Annotated in this window: 23 protein-coding genes and 1 tRNA gene; 10 read left to right on the forward strand and 14 right to left on the reverse strand. The window is 63.4% G+C overall.

Going from position 1 to position 24,173, the window contains the following annotated elements:
• Positions 1 to 4 precede the first annotated feature (4 nt).
• Together JKP78_RS23155 and JKP78_RS23160 are read right to left on the reverse strand one after the other, a co-directional pair.
• Positions 5 to 445, reverse strand: coding sequence for an NUDIX hydrolase (locus JKP78_RS23155; RefSeq protein ID WP_186686987.1), 441 nt, complete (start codon positions 443 to 445; stop codon positions 5 to 7).
• Positions 446 to 636: 191 nt separating this feature from the next.
• Complete coding sequence (locus JKP78_RS23160) at positions 637 to 2,862, reverse strand: NADP-dependent isocitrate dehydrogenase (protein ID WP_200627751.1); 2,226 nt, start codon at positions 2,860 to 2,862, stop codon at positions 637 to 639.
• Positions 2,863 to 3,279: 417 nt separating this feature from the next.
• Here JKP78_RS23160 and icd point away from each other — a divergent pair, with 417 nt between their 5' ends.
• Positions 3,280 to 4,536 carry an NADP-dependent isocitrate dehydrogenase gene (gene icd, locus JKP78_RS23165; RefSeq protein WP_186686991.1) on the forward strand — a complete coding sequence of 419 codons (1,257 nt, stop codon included), beginning with the start codon at positions 3,280 to 3,282 and terminating at the stop codon, positions 4,534 to 4,536.
• Positions 4,537 to 4,606: 70 nt separating this feature from the next.
• Here icd and cspD read toward each other — a convergent pair whose 3' ends face one another.
• Positions 4,607 to 4,864 (reverse strand): cold shock domain-containing protein CspD, encoded by a 258-nt coding sequence (cspD, locus tag JKP78_RS23170; protein WP_170030566.1) that lies wholly within the window; start codon positions 4,862 to 4,864, stop codon positions 4,607 to 4,609.
• Between the two features lie 230 nt (positions 4,865 to 5,094).
• Between cspD and clpS the strand changes: the two genes are divergently transcribed.
• The gene (gene clpS / locus JKP78_RS23175; RefSeq protein ID WP_013973290.1) at positions 5,095 to 5,457 is read left to right on the forward strand and encodes an ATP-dependent Clp protease adapter ClpS; all 363 of its coding nucleotides are present in this window, start codon (positions 5,095 to 5,097) and stop codon (positions 5,455 to 5,457) included.
• 30 nt (positions 5,458 to 5,487) lie between these two features.
• Positions 5,488 to 7,758 carry an ATP-dependent Clp protease ATP-binding subunit ClpA gene (clpA, locus tag JKP78_RS23180; protein ID WP_170030564.1) on the forward strand — a complete coding sequence of 757 codons (2,271 nt, stop codon included), beginning with the start codon at positions 5,488 to 5,490 and terminating at the stop codon, positions 7,756 to 7,758.
• A 166-nt stretch (positions 7,759 to 7,924) separates the two neighbouring features.
• On the opposite strand, the gene infA is transcribed toward clpA, so the two are convergent.
• From infA to aat, 3 genes are all read right to left on the reverse strand, one after another.
• Positions 7,925 to 8,143, reverse strand: a complete 219-nt coding sequence (gene infA / locus JKP78_RS23185) for a translation initiation factor IF-1 (RefSeq protein WP_002553999.1) — start codon at positions 8,141 to 8,143, stop codon at positions 7,925 to 7,927.
• Positions 8,144 to 8,245: 102 nt separating this feature from the next.
• Positions 8,246 to 8,953: an arginyltransferase gene (locus tag JKP78_RS23190; protein ID WP_170030562.1), complete on the reverse strand. Its 708-nt coding sequence runs from the start codon at positions 8,951 to 8,953 to the stop codon at positions 8,246 to 8,248.
• 56 nt (positions 8,954 to 9,009) lie between these two features.
• Positions 9,010 to 9,690 carry a leucyl/phenylalanyl-tRNA--protein transferase gene (gene aat, locus JKP78_RS23195; RefSeq protein WP_200627753.1) on the reverse strand — a complete coding sequence of 227 codons (681 nt, stop codon included), beginning with the start codon at positions 9,688 to 9,690 and terminating at the stop codon, positions 9,010 to 9,012.
• A gap of 444 nt (positions 9,691 to 10,134) precedes the next feature.
• Here aat and JKP78_RS23200 point away from each other — a divergent pair, with 444 nt between their 5' ends.
• The 6 genes from JKP78_RS23200 (at position 10,135) to cysG (ending at position 17,747) form a co-directional block, all read left to right on the forward strand.
• Positions 10,135 to 12,648: a DNA translocase FtsK gene (locus tag JKP78_RS23200; RefSeq protein WP_186687003.1), complete on the forward strand. Its 2,514-nt coding sequence runs from the start codon at positions 10,135 to 10,137 to the stop codon at positions 12,646 to 12,648.
• A gap of 63 nt (positions 12,649 to 12,711) precedes the next feature.
• Positions 12,712 to 13,335: an outer membrane lipoprotein chaperone LolA gene (lolA, locus tag JKP78_RS23205; protein ID WP_170030555.1), complete on the forward strand. Its 624-nt coding sequence runs from the start codon at positions 12,712 to 12,714 to the stop codon at positions 13,333 to 13,335.
• Between the two features lie 12 nt (positions 13,336 to 13,347).
• Positions 13,348 to 14,673, forward strand: coding sequence for a replication-associated recombination protein A (locus JKP78_RS23210; RefSeq protein WP_170030553.1), 1,326 nt, complete (start codon positions 13,348 to 13,350; stop codon positions 14,671 to 14,673).
• Complete coding sequence (gene crcB, locus JKP78_RS23215) at positions 14,670 to 15,044, forward strand: fluoride efflux transporter CrcB (RefSeq protein WP_186674646.1); 375 nt, start codon at positions 14,670 to 14,672, stop codon at positions 15,042 to 15,044. The genes JKP78_RS23210 and crcB overlap by 4 nt, the downstream gene beginning before the upstream one ends.
• A gap of 30 nt (positions 15,045 to 15,074) precedes the next feature.
• Positions 15,075 to 16,355, forward strand: coding sequence for a serine--tRNA ligase (gene serS / locus JKP78_RS23220; RefSeq protein WP_170030549.1), 1,281 nt, complete (start codon positions 15,075 to 15,077; stop codon positions 16,353 to 16,355).
• Positions 16,356 to 17,747: a siroheme synthase CysG gene (gene cysG, locus JKP78_RS23225; RefSeq protein WP_170030547.1), complete on the forward strand. Its 1,392-nt coding sequence runs from the start codon at positions 16,356 to 16,358 to the stop codon at positions 17,745 to 17,747.
• Positions 17,748 to 17,883: 136 nt separating this feature from the next.
• Here cysG and JKP78_RS23230 read toward each other — a convergent pair whose 3' ends face one another.
• From JKP78_RS23230 to JKP78_RS23265, 8 genes are all read right to left on the reverse strand, one after another.
• Positions 17,884 to 18,843, reverse strand: a complete 960-nt coding sequence (locus JKP78_RS23230; RefSeq protein WP_186687006.1) for a glutathione S-transferase family protein — start codon at positions 18,841 to 18,843, stop codon at positions 17,884 to 17,886.
• Positions 18,844 to 18,937: 94 nt separating this feature from the next.
• Positions 18,938 to 19,939: a glycosyl transferase family protein gene (locus JKP78_RS23235; protein ID WP_186687009.1), complete on the reverse strand. Its 1,002-nt coding sequence runs from the start codon at positions 19,937 to 19,939 to the stop codon at positions 18,938 to 18,940.
• Complete coding sequence (locus tag JKP78_RS23240) at positions 19,936 to 20,271, reverse strand: TusE/DsrC/DsvC family sulfur relay protein (protein ID WP_186687011.1); 336 nt, start codon at positions 20,269 to 20,271, stop codon at positions 19,936 to 19,938. The genes JKP78_RS23235 and JKP78_RS23240 overlap by 4 nt, the downstream gene beginning before the upstream one ends.
• The gene (tusB, locus tag JKP78_RS23245; RefSeq protein ID WP_200627755.1) at positions 20,268 to 20,564 is read right to left on the reverse strand and encodes a sulfurtransferase complex subunit TusB; all 297 of its coding nucleotides are present in this window, start codon (positions 20,562 to 20,564) and stop codon (positions 20,268 to 20,270) included. Before tusB ends, JKP78_RS23240 begins: the two co-directional genes overlap by 4 nt.
• Positions 20,564 to 20,923 (reverse strand): sulfurtransferase complex subunit TusC, encoded by a 360-nt coding sequence (gene tusC / locus JKP78_RS23250; protein ID WP_200627757.1) that lies wholly within the window; start codon positions 20,921 to 20,923, stop codon positions 20,564 to 20,566. The genes tusB and tusC overlap by 1 nt, the downstream gene beginning before the upstream one ends.
• A gap of 1 nt (position 20,924) precedes the next feature.
• The gene (gene tusD / locus JKP78_RS23255) at positions 20,925 to 21,317 is read right to left on the reverse strand and encodes a sulfurtransferase complex subunit TusD (protein ID WP_200627759.1); all 393 of its coding nucleotides are present in this window, start codon (positions 21,315 to 21,317) and stop codon (positions 20,925 to 20,927) included.
• A 186-nt stretch (positions 21,318 to 21,503) separates the two neighbouring features.
• On the reverse strand, positions 21,504 to 22,883 hold the full coding sequence (locus JKP78_RS23260; protein ID WP_200627761.1) for a nucleobase:cation symporter-2 family protein: 1,380 nt from the start codon (positions 22,881 to 22,883) through the stop codon (positions 21,504 to 21,506).
• Positions 22,884 to 23,039: 156 nt separating this feature from the next.
• Entirely contained in the window at positions 23,040 to 23,711 is a 672-nt protein-coding gene (locus tag JKP78_RS23265; RefSeq protein WP_003251184.1) for a Bax inhibitor-1/YccA family protein, read from the reverse strand.
• A 133-nt stretch (positions 23,712 to 23,844) separates the two neighbouring features.
• On the opposite strand from JKP78_RS23265, the gene JKP78_RS23270 reads away from it, so the two are divergent.
• Positions 23,845 to 23,932: transfer RNA gene (locus tag JKP78_RS23270), tRNA-Ser, on the forward strand.
• The last annotated feature ends 241 nt before the right edge of the window (positions 23,933 to 24,173 follow it).

The following is a 24,173-nucleotide window of genomic DNA, read 5'->3' on the forward strand; positions in this document are numbered from 1 at the left end:
CACGTCAGTCGCGCAGCAGGTCGAGACTGTGCAACGGGCCTTTCAGGTAGTCATCGAGGCAGCGTGGTACCAGCTCGCTGCGCCAGCGGGCCGGGTCGGCCAGCAGTTGCTCGCGGGTCAGCCACACGGCGCGGACGATGTCGCTGTCCAGGGCCAGGTCGGCGTGGTGGCGCACGGGGCGGGCGGCGAAGCAGATGCGCTGGTAGGTCACGCCGTTGTTGGGCGCGGTGTACAGGTAGATGCCGACCACCCCGGTCAGCTCGACTTCCCAGGCGGTTTCTTCGAGGGTTTCGCGCAGGGCGGCCTGGGGCAGGGTCTCGTTGGGTTCGAGGTGGCCGGCGGGTTGGTTGAACACGTGCTGGTTGGCTTTGAATTCTTCGACGAAGAGGAACTTGCCTTCGCGTTCGACGATGGTGGCGACGGTGATGTGGGGTTGCCAGGTCATGAACAGCTCCTTAGAGGCCTGCGCAGCCCATGTGGGAGCGGGTTTACCCGCGAATGCTTCAGTGGCTTCGCCATCGCATTCGCGGGTGAACCCGCTCCCACAGGGTCCGCGCGGGCAGCCAGAAATCGTTTATCCAGAAAGCACAAACCCCGGTGCGTGGCCGGGGTTTGTGCGGTTACTTCAAGCGAACCTTACAGGGCGGCAATGGCGCTGTTCAGGGTCTGGCTTGGGCGCATCACCTTGGCGGTCAGCTCGGCATCCGGGGCGTAGTAGCCACCGATGTCGGTCGGCTTGCCCTGAACGGCGTTGAGCTCGGCGACGATGGTCTCCTCGTTCTCGGTCAGGGTCTTGGCCAGTGGCGCGAAGCGCGCCTGCAGGGCAGCGTCGTCGGTCTGCGCAGCCAGGGCCTGGGCCCAGTACAGGGTCAGGTAGAAGTGGCTGCCACGGTTGTCGATACCACCGACTTTGCGCGAAGGCGACTTGTTGGTGTCGAGGAACTTGCCGGTAGCCTGGTCCAGGGTGTTGGCCAGCACTTTGGCGCGCGGGTTGTCGTAGGTGTTGCCCAGGTGCTCCAGAGAAGCGGCCAGGGCCAGGAATTCACCCAGCGAGTCCCAACGCAGGAAGTTCTCTTCCACCAGCTGCTGCACGTGCTTCGGTGCCGAACCGCCGGCGCCGGTTTCGAACAGGCCACCGCCGTTCATCAGCGGCACGATCGACAGCATCTTGGCGCTGGTGCCCAGTTCCATGATCGGGAACAGGTCGGTCAGGTAGTCGCGCAGCACGTTGCCGGTCACGGAGATGGTGTCCTTGCCTTCGCGGATGCGGGCCAGGGAGAACTTGATGGCGTCCACCGGGGCCAGGATGCGGATGTCCAGGCCGGAAGTGTCGTGATCCTTCAGGTACTTCTGCACCTTCTCGATCATCACGCCGTCGTGGGCGCGGGCCGGGTCCAGCCAGAACACTGCCGGGGTGTTGCTCAGGCGGGCACGGTTGACGGCCAGCTTGACCCAGTCCTGGATCGGGGCGTCCTTGACCTGGCACATGCGGAAGATGTCACCGGCTTCGACGTTCTGCTCGAGCACGACCTTGCCTTTGCTGTCGACCACGCGAACAACGCCGTCGGCCTTGATCTGGAAGGTCTTGTCGTGGGAGCCGTACTCTTCGGCCTTCTGTGCCATCAGGCCAACGTTCGGCACGCTGCCCATGGTGGTCGGGTCGAAGGCACCGTTGGCCTTGCAGTCTTCGATGGTGGCCTGGTAGATACCGGCGTAGCAGCGGTCCGGGATGATTGCCTTGGCGTCCTGCAGTTCGCCGGCGGCGTTCCACATCTTGCCCGAGTCACGGATCATGGCGGGCATCGAGGCGTCGACGATGACGTCGCTCGGCACGTGCAGGTTGGTGATGCCCTTGTCGGAGTTGACCATGGCCAGGGCCGGACGCTGGGCGTACAGGGCCTGGATGTCGGCTTCGATCTCGGCCTGCTTCTCGACTGGCAGGTCCTTGATGCGGGCGTACAGGTCGCCGATGCCGTTGTTGGCGTTGAAGCCTACTTCGGCAAGGGCAGCGGCGTGCTTGGCCAGCACGTCGCCGTAGAACTCTTCGACGATGACGCCGAACATGATCGGGTCGGAGACCTTCATCATGGTGGCTTTCAGGTGCACCGACAGCAGGACGCCAGAGGCCTTGGCATCGGCGATCTGCTCGGCGATGAAGGCTTTCAGGGCCTTGCGGCTCATGGTGGCGCAGTCGATGACTTCAGCGGCTTTGACGGCGGTCTTTTCCTTCAGCACGGTGGTGCTGCCGTCTTTGCCCACCAGCTCGATGCGCAGGGTGTCGTCGGCTTCGATCAGCGCGGCTTTCTCGCTGCCGTAGAAGTCGCCTTGGGTCATGTGGGCGACGTGCGACTTGGAGTCGGCAGCCCAGGCGCCCATCTTGTGCGGGTGCTTGCGCGCGTAGTTCTTCACCGACAGTGGTGCACGGCGGTCGGAGTTGCCTTCGCGCAGTACCGGGTTGACGGCGGAGCCTTTGATGCGGTCGTAGCGGGCGCGGGATTCTTTCTCTTCCGCGGTGGCCGGCTCGTCGGCATAGTCAGGGATGTTGTAGCCCTTGGCTTGCAGTTCCTTGATCGCGGCTTTCAGCTGCGGTACCGAGGCGCTGATGTTCGGCAGCTTGATGATGTTGGCTTCGGGGGTGGTAGCCAGCTGGCCCAGTTCCGCCAGGTGATCGCCTACTTGCTTCTCTGCGCCCAGTTGCTCCGGGAAGGCGGCGAGGATACGGCCAGCCAGGGAGATGTCGCGGGTTTCGACGGCGATGTCAGCCGAAGCGGTGAAGGCTTCGATGATCGGCAGCAGCGAGTAGGTGGCGAGGGCGGGGGCTTCGTCGGTGAAGGTATAGATGATCTTGGAACGGGTGGGCATGCGGGTTAACTCTCTGTGTGCTGAGCGTGCTCGAGTCTCGTGGTGCGCAGGGTAGGCGCATCGCCCTGGCAGCGCCATGAGCGGAAAGTCGAGAGGCTGCGAGCGGTGATGGTGGATGCATCAGTCGAGCGTCAAGTGCTGAACTGCGGTAACAGCCCAGGCTTAGTGGCCGTTCATGGCCGAGGGCGGTCCGCATTTTTCCAAGGGATCGCCCCGATGACCCTTCGGTCGCGGCGCAGTATACCAAACCATTCGGGCTAATCAGCAAGGCCAAGTGATATCGGCCCATTTATAAGACCAAAGACGTACCCGCAATGTGGTCGGTTGTCGCATGCCTTGCACCTCGGCAGATGTGGTTTAGTCTCATTGGATCGCAGATGACCAAACACACATACCCGACAGCGGAGTAGTGCAAGCATGGGATACCAGAAAATCAAGGTTCCGACCGACGGCGCCAAGATCACCGTCAATGCCGACCATTCGCTCAACGTGCCTGACAACCCGATCATTCCCTATATCGAAGGCGATGGCATCGGCGTGGATGTCTCGCCGGTCATGATCAAGGTGGTCGACGCCGCCGTGCAGAAGGCCTACGGCGGCAAGCGCAAGATCGCCTGGATGGAGGTGTACGCTGGCGAGAAGGCCACCCAGGTGTACGACCAGGACACCTGGTTGCCGCAGGAAACCCTCGATGCCGTGCGTGATTACGTGGTGTCGATCAAGGGGCCGCTGACCACGCCGGTGGGCGGCGGTATCCGTTCGCTCAACGTAGCCTTGCGCCAGCAGCTCGACCTGTACGTGTGCCTGCGCCCGGTGCTGTGGTTCCAGGGCGTGCCAAGCCCGGTGAAGAAGCCTGGCGACGTCGACATGGTGATCTTCCGCGAGAACTCCGAGGACATCTATGCCGGCATCGAGTGGAAGGCCGGTTCGCCCGAGGCGAACAAGGTGATCAAGTTCCTCAAGGAGGAAATGGGCGTCACCAAGATCCGCTTCGACCAGGACTGCGGTATCGGCGTCAAGCCGGTGTCCCGCGAGGGGACCAAGCGCCTGGTGCGCAAGGCCTTGCAGTACGTGGTGGACAACGACCGCGAATCGCTGACCCTGGTGCACAAGGGCAACATCATGAAGTTCACCGAAGGCGCCTTCAAGGACTGGGGCTACGAGGTGGCGCGTGACGAGTTCGGTGCCGAATTGCTCGACGGCGGCCCGTGGATGAAGTTCCGCAACCCCAAGAGCGGCCGCGAGGTCATCGTCAAGGACGCCATCGCCGACGCCATGCTGCAGCAGATCCTGTTGCGCCCGGCCGAGTACGACGTGATTGCCACCCTCAACCTCAACGGTGACTACCTGTCCGATGCCCTGGCGGCAGAGGTGGGCGGCATCGGCATCGCGCCGGGGGCCAACCTGTCCGACACGGTGGCCATGTTCGAAGCTACCCATGGCACCGCGCCCAAGTATGCCGGGCAGGACAAGGTCAACCCAGGGTCGGTGATCCTCTCGGCTGAAATGATGCTGCGGCACATGGGCTGGACCGAAGCGGCCGACCTGATCATCAAGGGCACCAATGGCGCGATTGCCGCCAAGACGGTGACCTACGACTTCGAGCGGTTGATGGAGGGCGCCACCCTGGTCAGCAGTTCAGGCTTTGGCGATGAAATGATCAAGCATATGTGAGGCAACGCAAAACCGGCCGCTTCCGTAAGGAGGCGGCCGGTTTTTTGCCTGCCGACAGGCGCCGCGGCACTCAGGCGTCGGCAGGGCTGCCGGCGGAATGGGCGCTGGCGGCGGAGGGGCTGGGGGCTTTGTTGCTGATATTCACCGCGTGCAGGCCTTTGGGGCCCTGGACGATTTCGAAACTCACCGCCTGGCCGGCCTTCAGGGTCTTGTAACCGTCCATCTGGATGGCCGAATAATGAGCGAACAAGTCTTCGCTCTTGCCCTCTTCATTGATGAACCCGTAGCCCTTGGCATTGTTGAACCACTTGACTTTACCGCTTGCCATCCCTATGTCCCTCTGCAAAGGACTCCATCACTGGAGTATCATCCACTTCATCCGCATACGAACCTTGCGAAAAATCTGGTTGACTGCGCGGATCTTTATCGACCACGGTGGGTTCTTATTGTTTGTAACACCGTTTTGCCGTTAGTCAAGGTCACGCGGCGCGTGCTCCGGTGGCGGCTTTTGCAGTCAACCCACAACCTTAACCTGTCGCTCATGATGAAATTCTTTCCATGCATGCACCTAGTGAGATTCGACTAACATTCAATCAGGATCGCCCGCAATCGAATGAGGACGACGGCTCAGGTCTTGCGGTTCAGGAAGCCAAGCCGATCCTGCAGGCGCCACCGATGTACAAGGTGGTTTTGTTCAACGATGACTACACGCCGATGGATTTCGTCGTCGAAGTGCTCGAGACGTTCTTCAATCTGAACCGCGAGCTGGCGACCAAGATCATGCTGACCGTCCACACCGAAGGGCGGGCAGTGTGCGGATTGTTTACCCGTGACATCGCCGAAACAAAGGCTATGCAGGTCAACCAATACGCCAGGGAAAGCCAGCATCCGCTACTCTGTGAAATCGAGAAGGACGGTTAAAAGCCGACCACTTGGGTATGAGGTGAAGCTATGTTAAACCGCGAGCTCGAAGTCACCCTCAATCTTGCCTTCAAGGAGGCCCGTTCGAAGCGTCATGAGTTCATGACCGTCGAGCATCTGCTCCTGGCACTCCTTGACAATGAGGCTGCCGCGACCGTTCTGCGCGCCTGTGGCGCCAATCTCGACAAGCTCAAGCACGACCTGCAAGAGTTCATCGATTCCACCACCCCACTGATTCCGGTCAACGACGAAGACCGCGAAACCCAGCCGACCCTGGGCTTCCAGCGCGTGCTGCAGCGTGCCGTGTTCCACGTGCAAAGCTCCGGCAAGCGTGAAGTCACCGGCGCCAACGTGCTGGTAGCGATCTTCAGCGAACAGGAAAGCCAGGCCGTGTTCCTGCTCAAGCAGCAGAGCGTGGCCCGCATCGACGTGGTCAACTACATCGCCCACGGCATCTCCAAGGTGCCGGGCCATGGTTCGCATTCCGAAAACGACCAGGAAATGCAGGACGATGAAGGCGGCGATACCGCTTCTTCGAGCAACCCGCTGGATGCCTATGCCAGCAACCTGAACGAGCTGGCCCGTGCCGGCCGTATCGACCCGCTGGTCGGTCGCGAGCAGGAAGTGGAGCGCGTGGCGCAGATCCTGGCGCGGCGGCGCAAGAACAACCCGCTGCTGGTGGGTGAAGCCGGCGTGGGCAAGACTGCCATCGCCGAAGGCCTGGCCAAGCGTATCGTCGATGGCCAGGTGCCCGACCTGCTGGCGCAGAGCGTGGTGTATTCCCTCGACCTGGGCGCGCTGCTGGCCGGTACCAAGTACCGTGGCGACTTCGAGAAGCGCTTCAAGGCGCTGCTCGGCGAGCTGCGCAAGCGCCCGCAGGCGATCCTGTTCATCGACGAGATCCACACCATCATCGGTGCCGGTGCGGCATCGGGCGGGGTGATGGATGCGTCCAACCTGCTCAAGCCGCTGCTGTCGTCGGGCGAAATTCGCTGCATCGGCTCGACCACGTTCCAGGAATTCCGTGGCATCTTCGAGAAGGACCGCGCCCTGGCGCGGCGCTTCCAGAAGGTCGATGTCAGCGAGCCATCGGTGGAAGACACCGTGGGCATCCTGCGTGGCCTGAAAGGTCGCTTCGAAAGCCACCACAACATCGAGTACAGCGACGAAGCCCTGCGCGCCGCCGCCGAACTGGCTTCGCGCTATATCAATGACCGGCACATGCCGGACAAGGCCATTGACGTCATCGACGAAGCCGGTGCCTACCAGCGCCTGCAGCCGGAAGCCAACAGGGTCAAGCGTATCGACGTGCCGCAGGTCGAGGACATCGTCGCCAAGATCGCGCGGATTCCGCCAAAACACGTCACCAGTTCCGACAAGGAGCTGCTGCGCAACCTCGAGCGCGACCTGAAACTGACCGTGTTCGGCCAGGATGCGGCCATTGATTCGCTGGCCACCGCCATCAAGCTGTCGCGCGCCGGCCTCAAGTCGCCAGACAAGCCGGTCGGTTCGTTCCTGTTCGCCGGCCCGACCGGCGTCGGCAAGACCGAAGCAGCGCGGCAACTGGCCAAGGCACTGGGCGTGGAGCTGGTGCGCTTCGACATGTCCGAATACATGGAGCGCCACACCGTGTCGCGCCTGATCGGTGCGCCGCCCGGTTATGTTGGCTTTGACCAGGGTGGCTTGCTGACCGAGGCAATCACCAAGCAACCGCACTGCGTATTGCTGCTCGACGAAATCGAGAAGGCCCACCCGGAAGTCTTCAACCTGCTGCTGCAGGTGATGGACCACGGTACCCTGACCGACAATAACGGGCGCAAGGCCGACTTCCGTAACGTGATCCTGATCATGACCACCAACGCCGGTGCCGAAACGGCCGCGCGGGCCTCGATCGGCTTCACTCACCAGGACCACGCGTCCGATGCCATGGAAGTCATCCGCAAGAGCTTCACGCCGGAGTTCCGCAACCGCCTGGACACCATCATCCAGTTCGGCCGCCTGAGCCACGAGACGATCAAGAGCATCGTCGACAAGTTCCTTATCGAACTGCAGGCGCAGCTGGAAGACAAGCGGGTGCTGCTGGAAGTCAGCGATGCCGCGCGCGGCTGGCTGGCGGCCTCGGGCTACGACGTGCAGATGGGCGCGCGGCCGATGGCGCGGCTGATCCAGGACAAGATCAAGCGGCCATTGGCCGAGGAGATCCTGTTTGGCGAGCTGGCCGAGCATGGTGGCGTGGTGCACGTCGACCTGCGCGATGGCGAACTGGTGTTCGACTTCGAAACCACGGCTGAGGTTGCTTGATAGATGGGGCCGCTTTGCGGCCCTTCGCGGACACGCCCGCTCCCGCAGGTAATAGCTATCCCCCTGTGGGAGCGGGCGTGCCCGCGAAGGGCTGCAAAGCAGCCCCCTAAAGTCCTGAAGGCACAAAAAAGCCCGGCACATGGCCGGGCTTTTTCATGGCTTGAGCTTAGCGCGCACGGTAGGTGATGCGGCCCTTGCTCAGGTCGTACGGCGTCAGTTCGACGCGGACCTTGTCGCCAGTGAGAATACGGATGTAGTTCTTGCGCATCTTTCCGGAGATGTGCGCGGTTACGACGTGCCCGTTTTCCAACTCCACGCGGAACATGGTGTTGGGCAGGGTGTCGACGACAGTACCTTCCATTTCGAAGCTGTCTTCTTTCGACATGCAGTAGAGCCCTCGGATCCAGTGTTGGCCCGACGCATAACCGCACCGGGCAAAAAAGTGGCGTGGATTATGCCCGAAAATTGTGTGTCAAGCCAATGCCTTTCAGTTGAGGGTGACCCAGCGTTGGTTGATCAGCAGTTCGATGGGCCGATATTGCGTCTTGTAGTTCATTTTCTTGCAGTTCTTGATCCAGTAGCCCAGGTACACCGCCTCCAGGTCCTGGCGCAGGGCTTCGGTGATCTGCCAGAGGATGGCGAAGCGGCCCAGGCTGCGGCGTTCTTCTTCCGGCTCGTAGAAGGTGTACACCGCCGACAGGCCGTTGGGCAGCAGGTCGCACACGGCCACCGCCATCAGGCGGCCTTCCAGGCGGAATTCGTAGAACCAGCAGAACGGCAGGTCGCGTACCAGAAACGTGGAAAACTGGTCGCGGCTGGGCGGGTACATGTCCCCGTCGGCATGGCGCGTTTCGATATAGCGCCGGTACAGGTCGAAGTACTCTTCCTTGAACGCCGGGCGTGCCGCGGTCACGGTCAGGTCGGCGTTGCGCTTGAGGATGCGGCGTTGCTGGCGGTTGGGGATGAAGCGCGCCGCGGGGATGCGTGCCGGTACGCAGGCATTGCAGTTCTGGCAATGCGGGCGGTACAGGTGGTCGCCACTGCGACGAAAGCCCATCTCCGACAAATCGGCGTACACATGCACGTCCATCGGCTGGCTGGGGTCGAGGAACAGCGTGGTGGCCTGTTCGTCGGGCAGGTAGCTGCAGGAGTGGGGTTGAGTGGCATAGAACTTCAACCGCGCCAACTCTGTCATGATCAACCCCCTCGGTGAGACTTTGTTTTAAGTGTATGCCAGCTATGGGAACTCGCCTAGGGAACCCAGGTAGCGCTGTTGGGCTGGTCGAGGTGGCGTGCCAGGTAGCCGGCGAACTCGGCGCGGCTGATGGCCTGGGCGCCCAGGCTGTGCAGGTGGTTGGTCGGCATCTGGCAATCGATGAGGACGAAGCCGGCCTGGCGCAGGTGGTTGACCAAGGTCACGAAGCCGACCTTGGAAGCATTGTCGGCGCGGCTGAACATCGATTCGCCGAAGAACAGCTGGCCCATGGCCAGGCCGTACAGGCCGCCGACCAGTTCGCCGTCCTGGCGCACTTCCACCGAATGGGCGATGCCGCGCCGGTGCAGTTCGCAGTAGGCAGCGCGCATGGTTTCGGTGATCCAGGTGCCATCGGCGTAGTCGCGAGGGGCGGCGCAGGCGGCGATCACGGCGGCGAAGTCGGTGTCGAAGCTGACCTGGAAGCGGCCCTGGCGCAGCAGCTTGGCCAGCGACCGCGATACGTGTAGCTGGTGCGGAAACAGTACCGTGCGCGGGTCGGGTGACCACCAGAGGATTGGCTGGCCGTCCTGGTACCAGGGGAAGCAGCCATGGCGATAAGCCTGCGCCAGGCGCTCGGGGCTCAGATCGCCGCCGGCGGCCAGCAGGCCGTTGGGCTCGTGCAGGGCTTTTTCCAGGGGTGGGAAGGTCAGCGAGTCGCGGGTCAGCCAGGTGAGCATGGTCTATCGTGCGGTGGGGGAGGGGAGCAGGCAGCATGGCTTGGGTGGCAAGCAGGGTCAATCTCTTTGGCTTCTTCGCGGGCACGCCCGCTCCCACAGGAACCCAGCAGCCATCACGGTTTGCACCCGGCTCGTGGTAAGGGGCATGGCCACGAAATGGCCGGCACAGGCGATGAAAAAGGCAATTTCCTACACATTCATCCAAGCGCAGGCACCATCCGCTACATTTGCTGTCACACCTGTGCAAAAACACAGCATAAGCCTTTGTCACAGAAGACAATGCGTGGTCAAATTGCAGCTATGTGAAAGTCGTCCCCGGCCAAGCCCCCATGCGGCGCCCTGCCATGGCGGCCGGCGGGCAGTAATGTTAAAAGTAGTGGTTCATTGGCCGTACCGCCGGCCGATCACTATTGGACGCGCAGCACGCGCAGGAATAGACGCGTTTTGAAGAAATCCACCGCAACCCCAGCTCCCTTGCCCGTGCCCCTGTGGCGGCAGCAGCTGCATTATCGCCTCAAGGAAGGTGCGCTGATCGCTGTCGGCGCCCTGTGCCTGTACCTGTGGATGGCGCTGCTCACCTACGACACGTCGGACCCGGGCTTCAGCCACACCAGCAACGTCGACCAGGTGCAGAACGCCGCCGGGCGTGCCGGTGCCTACTTCGCCGACATCCTGTTCATGGTGCTGGGCTACTTCGCCTATATCTTCCCGTTGCTGCTGGCGATCAAGACCTGGCAGATCTTCCGCGAACGCCACCAGCCCTGGGACTGGAGCGGCTGGTTGTTCTCCTGGCGGCTGATCGGCCTGGTGTTCCTGGTGCTGTCCGGTGCGGCGCTGGCGCATATCCATTTCCACCCGCCGGCGAGCATGCCGTTCTCGGCCGGTGGTGCGCTGGGCGAGAGCCTGGGGGACCTGGCGCGCAACCTGCTGAACGTGCAAGGCAGCACGTTGATGTTCATTGCCCTGTTCCTGTTCGGCCTGACCGTGTTCACCGACCTGTCCTGGTTCAAGGTGATGGACCTGACCGGCAAGATCACCCTCGACCTGTTCGAGCTGATGCAAGGCGCCGCCACCCGTTGGTGGGAAGCCCGCAACGAGCGCAAGCGCCTGGAGGCGCAACTGCGCGAGGACGAACCGGTATTCAAGGCCGCACCGGTACCGGCTGCCGACAAGCACGAGCAGCCGGCACGGCCAGCGCTGCGCGAGCGCCTGTTCAAGCGTGAGGAAGCCCCCGCGCAACCGGTTGAGCCACGCGAGCCTACCCTGTCGCGCGAGCCGGTGGTGGCGCGCGAGGCCATTGCAGCGCGCGAGCCGGTAGTGCCACGCGAGCCAGTGGTGCAGCGTGAACAACCCGCGGCCCCGCCGATCGTACCGCCGTCTGCCGCCAGGGCAGCGGAACCGAGCAAGCGGGTGATGAAGGAGAAGCAGGCGCCGTTGTTCATCGACAGCGCCGTGGAAGGCACCTTGCCGTCCATCTCCATCCTCGACCCGGCCGAGCAGAAGAAGATCGAGTATTCGCCAGAATCGCTCGCCGGTGTCGGCCAGCTGCTGGAAATCAAGCTCAAGGAATTCGGCGTGGAGGTGACGGTGGACTCGATCCACCCGGGCCCGGTGATCACCCGCTACGAGATCCAGCCGGCCGCGGGCGTGAAGGTCAGCCGCATCGCCAACCTGGCCAAGGACCTGGCGCGTTCGCTGGCCGTGACCAGCGTGCGGGTGGTCGAGGTCATCCCCGGCAAGACCACCGTGGGTATCGAGATCCCCAACGAAAACCGGCAGATGGTGCGCTTCTCCGAAGTGCTGGCCACGCCGCAGTACGACGAGCAGAAGTCGCCGGTCACCCTGGCCCTGGGCCACGACATCGGTGGCAAGCCGGTGATCACCGACCTGGCCAAGATGCCGCACCTGCTGGTGGCCGGTACTACCGGTTCCGGTAAGTCGGTGGGGGTGAACGCGATGATCCTGTCGATCCTGTTCAAGTCCAGCCCGGAAGACGCGCGGCTGATCATGATCGACCCGAAGATGCTCGAACTGTCGATTTACGAAGGCATCCCGCACCTGCTCTGCCCGGTGGTCACCGACATGAAGGACGCCGCCAACGCCCTGCGCTGGAGCGTGGCCGAGATGGAGCGGCGCTACAAGCTGATGGCGGCCATGGGCGTGCGTAACCTGGCCGGCTTCAACCGCAAGATCAAGGACGCCCAGGAAGCCGGCGAAATCATCCATGACCCGCTGTACCGTCGCGAGAGCATGGACGACGAGCCGCCGGCACTGAAGACCTTGCCGACCATCGTGGTCATCGTCGACGAGTTCGCCGACATGATGATGATCGTCGGCAAGAAGGTCGAAGAGCTGATCGCCCGTATCGCGCAGAAGGCGCGTGCGGCCGGTATCCACCTGATCCTCGCCACCCAGCGCCCCTCGGTGGACGTGATCACCGGCCTGATCAAGGCCAACATCCCGACCCGCATGGCGTTCCAGGTGTCGAGCAAGATCGACTCGCGGACCATCATCGACCAGGGCGGTGCCGAACAGCTGCTGGGCCATGGTGACATGCTGTACATGCCGCCAGGCACCAGCCTGCCGATCCGGGTGCACGGCGCGTTCGTCTCCGACGACGAGGTACACCGTGTGGTGGAGGCGTGGAAGCTGCGCGGCGCCCCGGACTACAACGACGACATCCTCAACGGCGTCGAGGAGGCCGGCAGTGGCTTCGATGGCGGCAGCGGCGGTGGTGGCGACGGCGATGATTCGGAAAGCGACGCCCTGTATGATGAGGCCGTGCAGTTCGTGCTGGAAAGCCGCCGAGCCTCCATTTCGGCCGTGCAACGCAAACTGAAGATTGGCTACAACCGCGCGGCGCGCATGATCGAAGCCATGGAAATGGCCGGCGTGGTCACCCCCATGAACAGCAACGGCTCGCGGGAAGTGATAGCCCCGGGCGGCCCGCGCGACTGATGAACACCTTGCCGGGCGCCAACGGTGGTGCCCGGCCTATTTCAATGCTCGATGAGGATTCCCATGCGCGCGATTCGCATGCTGTTGGTTTCTGCCCTGACCCTGGGCACGGTTACCGCCTATGCCGGTGAGCAAGATGTACAACGCCTGACCCAACTGCTGGAAAAGTCGCAGACCATCGAGGCCAACTTTTCCCAGCTGACCCTGGACGCCGGCGGCACCAGTTTGCAGGAAACTTCCGGCAAGATGACGGTCAAGCGCCCGGGCCTGTTCTACTGGCACACCGATGCCCCGCAGGAGCAGGTGGTAGTCTCCGACGGCAAGAACGTCACCCTGTGGGACCCGGACCTGGAGCAGGCCACCATCAAGAAGCTCGACGTGCGCCTGAACCAGACCCCGGCGCTGCTGCTGTCCGGGGACGTGTCGAAAATCAGCCAGAGCTTCGATATCACCTCGAAGGAGCAGGGTGAAGTGATGGACTTCACCCTCAAGCCGAAGACCAAGGACACCCTGTTCGACTCGCTGCGCGTGTCGTTCCGCAAAGGCCTGATCAACGACATGCAGCTGATCGACAGCGTCGGCCAGCGTACCAATATCCTGTTCAATGGCGTCAAGGCCAACCAGGCGGTGCCGGACAGCAAGTTCAAGTTCGATATCCCGCAAGGCGCGGATGTCATCAAGGAGTAACCAGAGCCCGCCATGGACCTGTTTCGAAGCGAACCCGTCGCCCAGCCCCTGGCCGCCCGCCTGCGCCCGTCCAACCTGGACGAGTACGTCGGCCAGGAGCACCTGCTGGCGCGCGGCAAACCGCTGCGCGAAGCGCTGGAGCAGGGTGCGCTGCATTCGATGATCTTCTGGGGGCCGCCAGGGGTGGGCAAGACCACCCTGGCGCGGTTGCTGGCGCAGTTCTGCGATGCGCACTTCGAAACGGTGTCGGCGGTGCTGGCCGGGGTCAAGGAGATTCGCCAGGCGGTCGAGGTGGCCAAGCAGCAGGCAGGCCAGTATGGCCGGCGGACCATCCTGTTCGTCGACGAAGTGCACCGCTTCAACAAGTCGCAGCAGGACGCCTTCCTGCCGTACGTGGAAGACGGCACCCTGCTGTTCATTGGCGCCACTACCGAAAACCCGTCGTTCGAGCTGAACAACGCGCTGTTGTCACGGGCGCGAGTGTACGTGCTCAAGAGCCTGGACGAGGCGGCGCTGCGCAAGCTGGTCAACCGCGCCCTGAGCGAAGAGCGCGGCCTGGGCAAGCGCAACCTGCGGGTTGGCGAGGACGCCTTCAAGATGTTGATGGCCGCTGCCGATGGCGATGGCCGGCGCATGCTCAACTTCCTGGAGAACGCCTCGGACCTGGCCGAGGATGGCGGCGAAATCGGCGTCGAGCTGCTGCAAAGCCTGCTCGGCGACAGCCGCCGGCGCTTCGACAAGGGCGGCGAAGCGTTCTACGACCAGATTTCCGCTTTGCACAAATCGGTGCGCGGCTCCAACCCGGACGCCGCGCTGTACTGGTTCGCGCGCATGCTCGACGGTGGCTGCGACCCGCTGTACATCGCCCGCCGGGTGGTGCGCATGGCCAGCGAAGACATCGGCAACGCCGACCCGCGCGCGCTCAGCCTGTGCCTGGCGGCGTGGGACGTGCAGGAGCGCCTGGGCAGCCCCGAGGGCGAGCTGGCGGTGGCCCAGGCCATCACCTATATCGCCTGCGCGCCGAAGAGCAACGCGGTGTACATGGGCTTCAAGGCCGCCCTGCGCGAGGCCGCCGAGCATGGTTCGCTGGAAGTGCCGCTGCACCTGCGCAACGCGCCGACCAAACTGATGAAGCAACTGGGCTACGGCGACGAGTACCGCTATGCCCATGACGAGCCCGACGCCTACGCCGCCGGCGAGGATTACTTCCCCGAAGCGCTCGAACCGCGCCAGTACTACCAGCCGGTGCCGCGTGGCCTGGAACTGAAGATTGGCGAGAAGCTGCGCCACCTGGCCGACCTTGACCGCAGCAGCCCCAGACAGCGGAGAAAGCCGTGATTGCATTGATTGCCGCCGTCAGCGCGGGCGGTATTGCCGGTACCTTGTTGCGCTTCGCCACCTCCAACTGGGTGGTTGCCCACTGGCCACGGCACTTCTATCTCGGTACGCTGGCGGTCAACCTGGTTGGCTGCCTGCTGATCGGCCTGCTGTATGGCCTGTTCCTGCACAAGCCGATGGTGCCGATCGAGCTGCGCGCCGGGCTGATCGTCGGCTTTCTGGGCGGCCTGACGACGTTTTCCTCCTTGTCGCTGGATACCGTACGCCTGCTGGAAAGCGGGCAAGTACCGCTGGCGCTGGGCTATACCGCTATCAGCGTGGTGGGCGGGCTGCTCGCGACCTGGGCCGGCCTGTCCCTGACCCGATTCTGAACCAACACCTACACATAACGAGAGAACGATATGCTCGATTCCAAACTGTTACGCGGCCAACTTCAGGAAGTGGCGGATCGCCTGGCCTCCCGTGGCTTCAGCCTGGATGTCGCGCGCATCGAATCACTGGAAGAGCGCCGCAAGGCGGTGCAGACCCGCACCGAGCAGCTGCAGGCCGAGCGTAATGCCCGTTCCAAGTCCATCGGCCAGGCCAAGGCCAAGGGCGAAGACATTGCGCCGCTGATGGCCGACGTCGAGCGCATGGCCAACGAACTGGCGGCCGGCAAGGCCGAGCTGGATGGCATCCAGGCCGAACTGGACGGCATCCTGCTGACCATCCCCAACCTGCCGGACGCCAGCGTACCGGTCGGTGCCAGCGAAGACGACAACGTCGAAGTGCGCCGCTGGGGCACGCCAAGAAGCTTCGACTTCGCCATCAAGGACCACGTCGCTCTCGGCGAAATCAGCGGTGGCCTGGACTTCGAAGCTGCCGCCAAACTGTCTGGCGCCCGCTTTGCCGTGCTGCGTGGGCCGATCGCCCGTCTGCACCGCGCGCTGGCGCAGTTCATGATCAACCTGCACACCGCTGAGCACGGCTACGAGGAGCACTACACCCCGTACCTGGTGCAGGCCCCGGCCCTGCAGGGCACTGGCCAGTTGCCGAAGTTCGAGGAAGACCTGTTCAAGATCAGCCGCGAAGGCGAGGCTGACTTCTACCTGATCCCGACCGCCGAAGTGTCGCTGACCAACCTGGTGGCGGGTGAGATCCTCGATGCCAAGCAGCTGCCGCTGAAGCTGGTGGCCCACACCCCATGCTTCCGCAGCGAAGCCGGTGCTTCTGGCCGTGACACCCGCGGCATGATCCGCCAGCACCAGTTCGACAAGGTCGAGATGGTGCAGGTGGTCGAACCGTCCAAGTCGATGGAAGCCCTGGAAGGCCTGACCGCCAACGCCGAGCGCGTGCTGCAGCTGCTGGAGCTGCCGTACCGCGTGCTGGCCCTGTGCACCGGCGACATGGGCTTTGGCGCGGTGAAGACCTACGACCTGGAAGTGTGGGTGCCGAGCCAGGACAAGTACCGTGAAATCAGCTCGTGCTCCAACTGCGGCGATTTCCAGGCGCGCCGCATGCAGGCCCGCTGGCGCAACCCGGAAACCGGCAAGCCAGAGCTGGTGCACACCCTCAACGGCTCCGGCCTGGCCGTAGGCCGTACCCTGGTGGCCGTGCTGGAAAACTACCAGCAGGCCGACGGTTCGATCCGTGTGCCGGAAGTGCTGAAGCCATACATGGGCGGCGTCGAGGTCATCCGCTAAATGGATTACCTGCCGCTGTTCCACAAGCTGCAGGGCGGCCGCGTGCTGGTCGTCGGCGGCGGTGAGATCGCCCTGCGCAAGGCGCGCCTGCTGGCCGATGCCGGTGCCGCGCTGCGCGTGGTGGCGCCGGAGGTCGACGGCCAACTGGCCGCGCTGGCCCGGGAAGGTGGCGGTGAGGTGCTGGTGCGTGGCTATCAGGCAGCCGACCTGGTCGGTTGCCGGCTGGTGATCGCAGCCACTGATGACACTGGGCTCAACGCTCAGGTGTCGGCCGACGCGCAGGCCCTCAGCCTGCCAGTCAATGTGGTGGATGCGCCGGCCCTGTGCACGGTTATTTTCCCGGCGATCGTTGACCGCTCACCCTTGGTGATTGCAGTTTCCAGCGGCGGTGACGCGCCGGTGCTGGCGCGCTTGATTCGGGCCAAGCTCGAGGCTTGGATTCCCTCGGCCTATGGCGAGCTGGCCGGGCTGGCAGCGCGATTCCGGCACAAGGTCAAATCCTTGTACCCGGACGTCAACCAGCGCCGCGGCTTCTGGGAAACCGTGTTCCAGGGCCCGATTGCCGAACGCCAGCTGGCCGGGCAGGGTGCCGAGGCCGAGCGCCTGCTGCAGGCGATGGTGGACGGCGCGCCGGTGCAGCAGGGCGGTGAGGTGTATCTGGTGGGTGCCGGCCCGGGCGATCCGGACCTGCTGACCTTCCGGGCCTTGCGCCTGATGCAACAGGCCGACGTGGTGCTGTACGACCGCCTGGTGGCACCGGCGATCATCGACATGTGCCGGCGTGATGCCGAGCGTATCTATGTGGGCAAGCGCCGTGCCGAGCATGCCGTGCCACAGGACCAGATCAACCGCCTGCTGGTCGACCTGGCCCGGCAGGGCAAGCGAGTATTGCGCCTGAAGGGCGGCGACCCGTTCATTTTCGGGCGCGGTGGCGAAGAGATCGAAGAGCTGGCCGAGCAGGGCATCCCGTTCCAGGTGGTGCCGGGCATTACCGCGGCCAGTGGCTGTTCCGCCTATGGCGGGATTCCGCTGACTCACCGTGATTATGCGCAGTCGGTGCGCTTCGTGACCGGGCACCTCAAGGATGGTACCAGCAACCTGCCTTGGGACGACCTGGTGGCACCGGCGCAGACCCTGGTGTTCTACATGGGCCTGGTCGGTTTGCCGACCATCTGTGCCGAGCTGATTCGCCATGGCCGCGCGGCCAGTACCCCGGCAGCGCTGGTGCAGCAGGGGACCACGCGTAATCAGCGGGTGTTCACCGGTACCTTGGCAGACCTACCGGACTTGGTGGCGCGGCATGAAGTGCATGCGCCGACCCTGGTGATTGTCGGGGAAGTGGTGCAGTTGCGTGACAAGCTGGCCTGGTTCGAAGGTTCGCAGAACAGCTGAAATCGCTGGGGCCGCCTTGCGGCCCATCGCGACACAAGGCCGCTCCTACACGGATACCGCGCCGCTCCCGAGCTGTGCGGTGCCCCTGTAGGAGCGGCCTTGTGTCGCGATGGGCTGCAAAGCAGCCCCGAATGCCTTAATCCTGCCAGATCCCTTCGCCCGGCAACCGCTCGCGATCATGCTGCAGGCTGAAGTCCTGCAGCGGCCCCTTGGGCACGATCCCGTTCGGGTTGATGGTCTTGTGGCTCATGTAATAGTGCTTCTGGATATGCTCCATGTTCACCGTGCCCGCCACCCCCGGCCACTGGTACAGCTCGCGCAGCCAGTTTGACAGGTTGTGGTAATCGCTCAGGCGCCGCAGGTTGCATTTGAAGTGGCCGTGGTACACCGCATCGAAGCGCACCAGGGTGGTAAACAGGCGCACATCGGCTTCGGTCAGGTACTCGCCTGCCAGGTAGCGGTTGCGGCTGAGCAGGTCTTCCAGGTAGTCCAGTTCGTTGAATACCTCGTCGAACGCCGTTTCGTAGGCCTCTTGCGTGGTGGCGAAGCCTGCGCGGTATACGCCGTTGTTCACCGCCGGGTAGATACGCTCGTTCAGTGCCTCGATGGTCGGGCGCAGCGGCGTGGGGTAGAGGTCCAGCGTATTGCCGGTCAGCTCGTTGAACGCGTTGTTGAAGATGCGGATGATCTCCGACGATTCGTTGTTGACGATGCGCTTGGCTTGCTTGTCCCACAGCACCGGTACTGTGACGCGGCCGGTGTAGTGCGGGTCATCCTGGGTATAGCGTTGGTGCAGGTACTGCAAGGCGTCGAGCTGGTCACCGGAGGAGCCTTGCTGCTGATCGAAGGTCCAGCCATGGTCCTGCATCAGCCAGCTGACCACCGACACATCGACCAGTGGTTCCAGGCCCTTGAGGGCGCGGACGATCAGGGTGCGGTGTGCCCAGGGGCAAGCCAGCGAGACATACAGGTGGTAACGGCCGGCTTCGGGGGCGGGCAGCGGGTTGCGGCGCTGGGCATTTTCACGCTTGAACGTACCGTCCTTGCCGTTTTCATACCACTGGTCATGCCAGCGGCCATCGATCAAAAGGCCCATGGTGAGCTCCTGGAACAAAGTGATTTGTCGTTGGAGCCCAGTCTAGGCCAAATCGTTCGAAAAAATAGCGCAAAGATCCGGGGGTTATAATCGATTAGATCGATTGGTTTCGCGCTTGCCAATAGCCGTGGGCTGTTGCGAACGCCTCTTCGCGGCCCTGGCCCAAGCCGCGAAGGGCCAGGGCCATGGTGGCGATGACGGCCTTTTCGCCGTAGCTGTCTTCAACCTCGCCACGCCAGAAGGCCAGCAGATGCTCGGCTTGCAGGCTGGGCGGCTTGACGTGGCGGCGTTCGCTCAGCGCTGGCCATTCTTCATCCCAAGCCTCGCCTGCCGTGGTGCCGTAAAGGTGGCTGATGACATCAGGGTTGACCTCTATCTCGCCACCATCGCCCTTGATCACCAGTGCATGGTCACCCAGCAGGCGGCTGGCCTCGCGGTGGACCGCCTGGTAACCGGGGTGGAAGATGCTTTGCAGGCCACAGCGTGCGCCCAGCGGGTTGAGGACCCGGGCCAGCGAGTGGATCGGTGAGCGCAGGCCCAGGGTATTGCGCAGGTCGATCATGCGCTGCAACTGCGGTGCCCAATCCTGCAGCGGGAAGAACGCCAGCTGATGCTGGTCGAGTGCCTCGGCAACGGCTGCCCAATTGCGGCACAGGGGGATCTGCAGCAGGTCGAGCAGTTGCTCGGTATACATGCGCCCGGCGGTATGTGCGCCGCCGCCATGCATCAAGATGCGCACACCATTGCTGGCCAGGCACTTGGCGGCCAGCAGGTACCAGGGCAGATGGCGCTTCTTGCCGGCATACGTGGGCCAGTCCAGGTCCACGGCGATGCGCGGGGCCTGCAGGTGCGCGCGCAGCGCCTCGGTGAAGCCGGCCAGTTCCTCTGCGCTTTCCTCCTTGTGCCGCAGCAGCATGAGGAAGGCACCGAGCTGGGCGTCTTCGACCTTGTCTTCCAGCAACAGGGTCATGGCCGCGCGAGCCTCTTCGCGGGTCAGGCCACGCGCGCCGCGCTTGCCTTTGCCAAGAATGCGCACGAATTCGGCGAACGGGTGTTCAGCCGGGGTTTCCAGGGTGAGTGGGCGTGGCTGGGTCATATGCAGTTGGTCGGTTTGGGCAGGCCCGCCAGCTTGGCGGCGAGTTTGGCGGGAGTGCCATTGAACAGGCGGTTCAGGTGCGGGCTGTTGCCCTTGTCCGGGCCCAGCTTGAGCGCGGTGTACTTGATCAGCGGGCGGGTAGCTGGAGACAGCTGGTATTCCTGGTAGAACTGGCGCAGCAGTTCGAGGATCTCCCAATGATCCGCAGTCAGCGGGATGCCCTCGCGCGCGGCCAACGCCTCGGCCGCGGCAGGTGACCAGTCCTGCAGGTCGACCAGGAAGCCGTCCTTGTCCAGGGCGATCGCCTGATCGCCAACGGTGAGCGTATTCATAGCCAGCTGTTGACCTTGTGGTAATGCAGCGACAGTTCGACGAAGCCGGTGTAGTCCACGGCCTTGGCCAGTTCGTTGGCGACTGCGCGGGCCTGCATATCTTCCTCGAGCGCGAACAGGCGCTCGGCCAGGCCGGCGGCTTGCAACCGGCGGTACGGCTCGCTGTCGCTGCGCAGGGCGTATACCGCGTCACCGCACAGCAGCAGGGCATCGTCGGCACCGAGCAGGCGCAGGCAGCTGGCCAGGCGCTCGTCGCCAAACGGGGAGTGGGCAATCACATGCAGGGTTGTCATCACAGCGTTACCACTTGGTCAAAACGGGCAATCAGCGCGGCTAGGGCGGCGTTGTCGAGCACTTGCACCGGTAGTGCGAGGCTGTCGGCGGCCAAGCCACGACGGGCGAGGCTATGGTTGCAGGCGAACAGCTCCTCCACGCCGAACATTGGCAGCGCTTGCAGGTTGGCAGCCAGGTTCTTCTGCTGCACGGCAGCGGGCTGCTGGTCTGGCGCAAGCTGGAAGACGCCGTCATCGAGAAACAGCATGCCCAGCGGCAGGTCGAACGCACCGCCGGCCAGGGCGATGTCCAGCGCCTCTCGGGCCGATGGGCCATTCCAGGGGGGCTGGCGGCTGATGATCAACAAGGATTTGGCCATTTCAGTCGCCTCCGAAGCAGACAAGGCGGTCGGCAACCTGAGCTGCCTCGTGCAGTTGGCCGAGCCCCGACAGCTCCCAGGGCTTGGGCAGGTTCACGGCCGGGCGCTGGTAGCGACTGGCCTCCGCTTCATCAAGCACTCCGCGGCGCAGGGCGGCGGCGATGCACACCACGGCGTCCAGCTGCTTGGCCTCGATAAAGGCACGCCACTGGCCAGCCACATCCACTTCGTCCTGGGGCGCGACCACGTTGGCCGAGGCGCTGTGCACCCCGTCCTGATAGAAAAATAGCCGGGCAATCTCATGCCCGCCGGCCAGCACCGCCTCGGCGAAGCGCAGGGCGCGTCGCGAGGAGGGCGCATGGGCCGGGGAGAACACCGCGATAGCGAATTTCATGGGTAACTCATGCAAAAGGAATGGTGCCATGATAAAGCAAAAAAGCCCGCGCCCGCTTGTGCATGCGGGCCGGGTTTTCTGTTGCGCATCAATCGCCAGGCCCATGCGGGCCCTTGTAGGAGCGGCCTTGCGTCGCGATGGGCTGCAAGGCCGCTCCTACAGAAACCGCGCAAGGGCTGAGTGAACTCAAGCCTGCTCCTTGCCCTCCGGCAGGAACCAGTTCAGCACTAGCGCGCAAATCCCCCCAGTCGCCACACCCGACTCCAGCACATTGCGAATCGCTGCCGGCATGTGCGCCAGGAACTCCGGCACCTGTGCCACGCCCAGGCCCAGTGCCAGCGACACCGCGATGATCAGCAGGGCGCGACGATCCAGCCGGGTACTGGCCAGGATATTGATACCCGAAGCGGCAACCGCGCCGAACATGACCATGGCCGCGCCACCCAGTACTGGCTCCGGTACCGCCTGGATCACCCCGGCAACGCTCGGAAACAGGCCCAGCAGCACCAGCATTGCAGCGATCCAGATGCCGATATGGCGGCTGGCGATACCGGTCAACTGGATCACGCCATTGTTCTGCGCGAAGATCGAGCTCGGGAAGGTGTTGAAGAAACCAGCCAGCAGCGAGTTGGCCCCGTTGACCAGCACGCCGCCCTTGATCCGCTGCATCCACAGCGGCCCTTCGACCGGCTGGCGCGACACCTTGCTGGTGGCAGTGACGTCGCCGATGGCTTCCAGCGAAGTCACCAGGTAGATCACCAGCATCGGAATGAACAGTGCCCAGGAGAAGCCCAGGCCGAAATGCAGCGGTGTCGGAACCTGGAACAGCGCGGCCTGATGCATGCCGGTGAAGTCGAGGCGGCCCAGGTAGCCCGCCAGCGCATAGCCGACCGCCAGGGCGATGACGATGGCGCAGCTGCGCATCCATACCACCGGGATGCGGTTGAGGACGACGATGATCGCCAGCACCACGCCCGACAGCAGCAGGTTCTCACCATTGGCGAACGTACCGTTGGCCATGGCGCCGAAACCACCGCCCATGCTGATCAGGCCGACCTTGATCAGGGTCAGGCCGATCATCAGCACGACGATGCCGGTCACCAGCGGCGTGATCAGGCGTTTGACGAAGGGCAGGATGCGCGACACGCCCATCTCGACGAACGAGCCGGCGATGACCACGCCGAAGATTGCCGCCATCACACTTTCCACTGGCGTGCCTTGCTTGACCATCAGCGCGCCACCGGCAATCAGCGGCCCGACGAAGTTGAAGCTGGTGCCCTGGACGATCAGCAGCCCGGCACCGAACGGCCCGAACCGCTTGCACTGGACGAAGGTGGCGATGCCGGAGATCACCAGCGACATCGATACGATCAGGTTGGTATCCCGCGCGGAAACGCCCAGCGCCTGGCAAATCAGCAGGCCAGGGGTGACGATCGGCACGATGATCGCCAGCAGGTGCTGCAGCGCGGCCAGCAGGCCGATCAATGGCCGTGGCCTGTCTTCCAGGCCAAGCACCAGTTCATCGGCAGGCGCCGCTGCGCCTAGGCTGTGTTCGTGTGAGCTCATGGCTGAAAGCTGCCCTGGAGAAAAAAGGAGCGCATTCTACGGGTGATGATGGATTTGGGGTAGTGGCATGCACGAAGGCGGCATGATCGAAGCGCATCCCGCAACCCGCTCCCACAAAAAAGCCCGCCGAAGCGGGCTTTTTCAGGCAGCACCCAATCAGTCATCGCGACCCATGATGCCAAACAGTTGCAGCAGGCTGACGAACAGGTTGTAGATCGATACATACAGGCTGATGGTTGCCATGATGTAGTTGCGCTCGCCGCCGTGAATGATCGCGCTGGTCTGGAACAGGATGCACACAGACGAGAACAGCACGAAGCCGGCGCTGATCGCCAGTTGCAGGCCGCTGATCTGGAAGAAGAAGCTGGCTACGACAGCCCCCAGCAGAACGAAGAAGCCCGCGGTGATGAAACCGCTGAGGAAGCTCATGTCCTTGCGGGTAATCAGCACATAGGCCGACAGGCCACCGAACACCAGCGCGGTCATGGCAAATGCCGAGCTCACCACCTCGGCGCCACCGGCCATGCCCAGGTAACGGTTGAGGATCGGGCCGAGGATGAAGCCCATGAAGCCGGTGAGGGCGAAGGTGGACACCAGGCCCCAGGCCGAATCACGCAATTTGTTGGTGAGGAAGAACAACCCGTAGAAGCCGATCAGCACCACGAACACGTTCGGGTAGCCGACGCGCATCTGCTGGGCCACGAAGGCCATGACACCGCTGAAGGCGAGGGTAAGCGCCAGCAGGCTGTACGTGTTGCGCAGGACCTTGCTGATCTCCTGCTGCTCGACCTGCTGGCCGTGGTGTACGGCGTAATCCTGTTCGCGCATGGCGACACTCCTTGATGAACCTGTGGTTTCGAACGTTCAGATGTGTGGAGTCTATCAGAGCCGCCGCAACCCGCGACACAGAGAGTTTGACAGCTTGTTTCATTACGGTATGATGGCGGCCGCAAAACGAGCTGGAAGCGTGGCCGAGTGGTTTAAGGCAACGGTCTTGAAAACCGTCGATGGGCAACTATCCTAGAGTTCGAATCTCTACGCTTCCGCCATATAACTGCCTGATTCAGTTGATGTTCACGGCTGTTTCCCCTTCAAATGGGGGCGTCTCGGGAACACTTGGGAATCACAGCAAGAGAAAGGGGCCCTCCGTGGCCCCTTTGTCGTTTCTTCAGCTCAGCCTTTGCGCCCGGTTCAACAACCCCACCACGTCCGGCCCTTGCTCGCTGGCCCACTTCGCTTAATGCGCGAAGGTCCTTGCCATCGACGTGTACCTGTGGGGTTGTTATGACC

It is taken from the genome of Pseudomonas sp. LAM2023, assembly GCF_016620375.1.
Lineage (GTDB): Bacteria > Pseudomonadota > Gammaproteobacteria > Pseudomonadales > Pseudomonadaceae > Aquipseudomonas > Aquipseudomonas anuradhapurensis.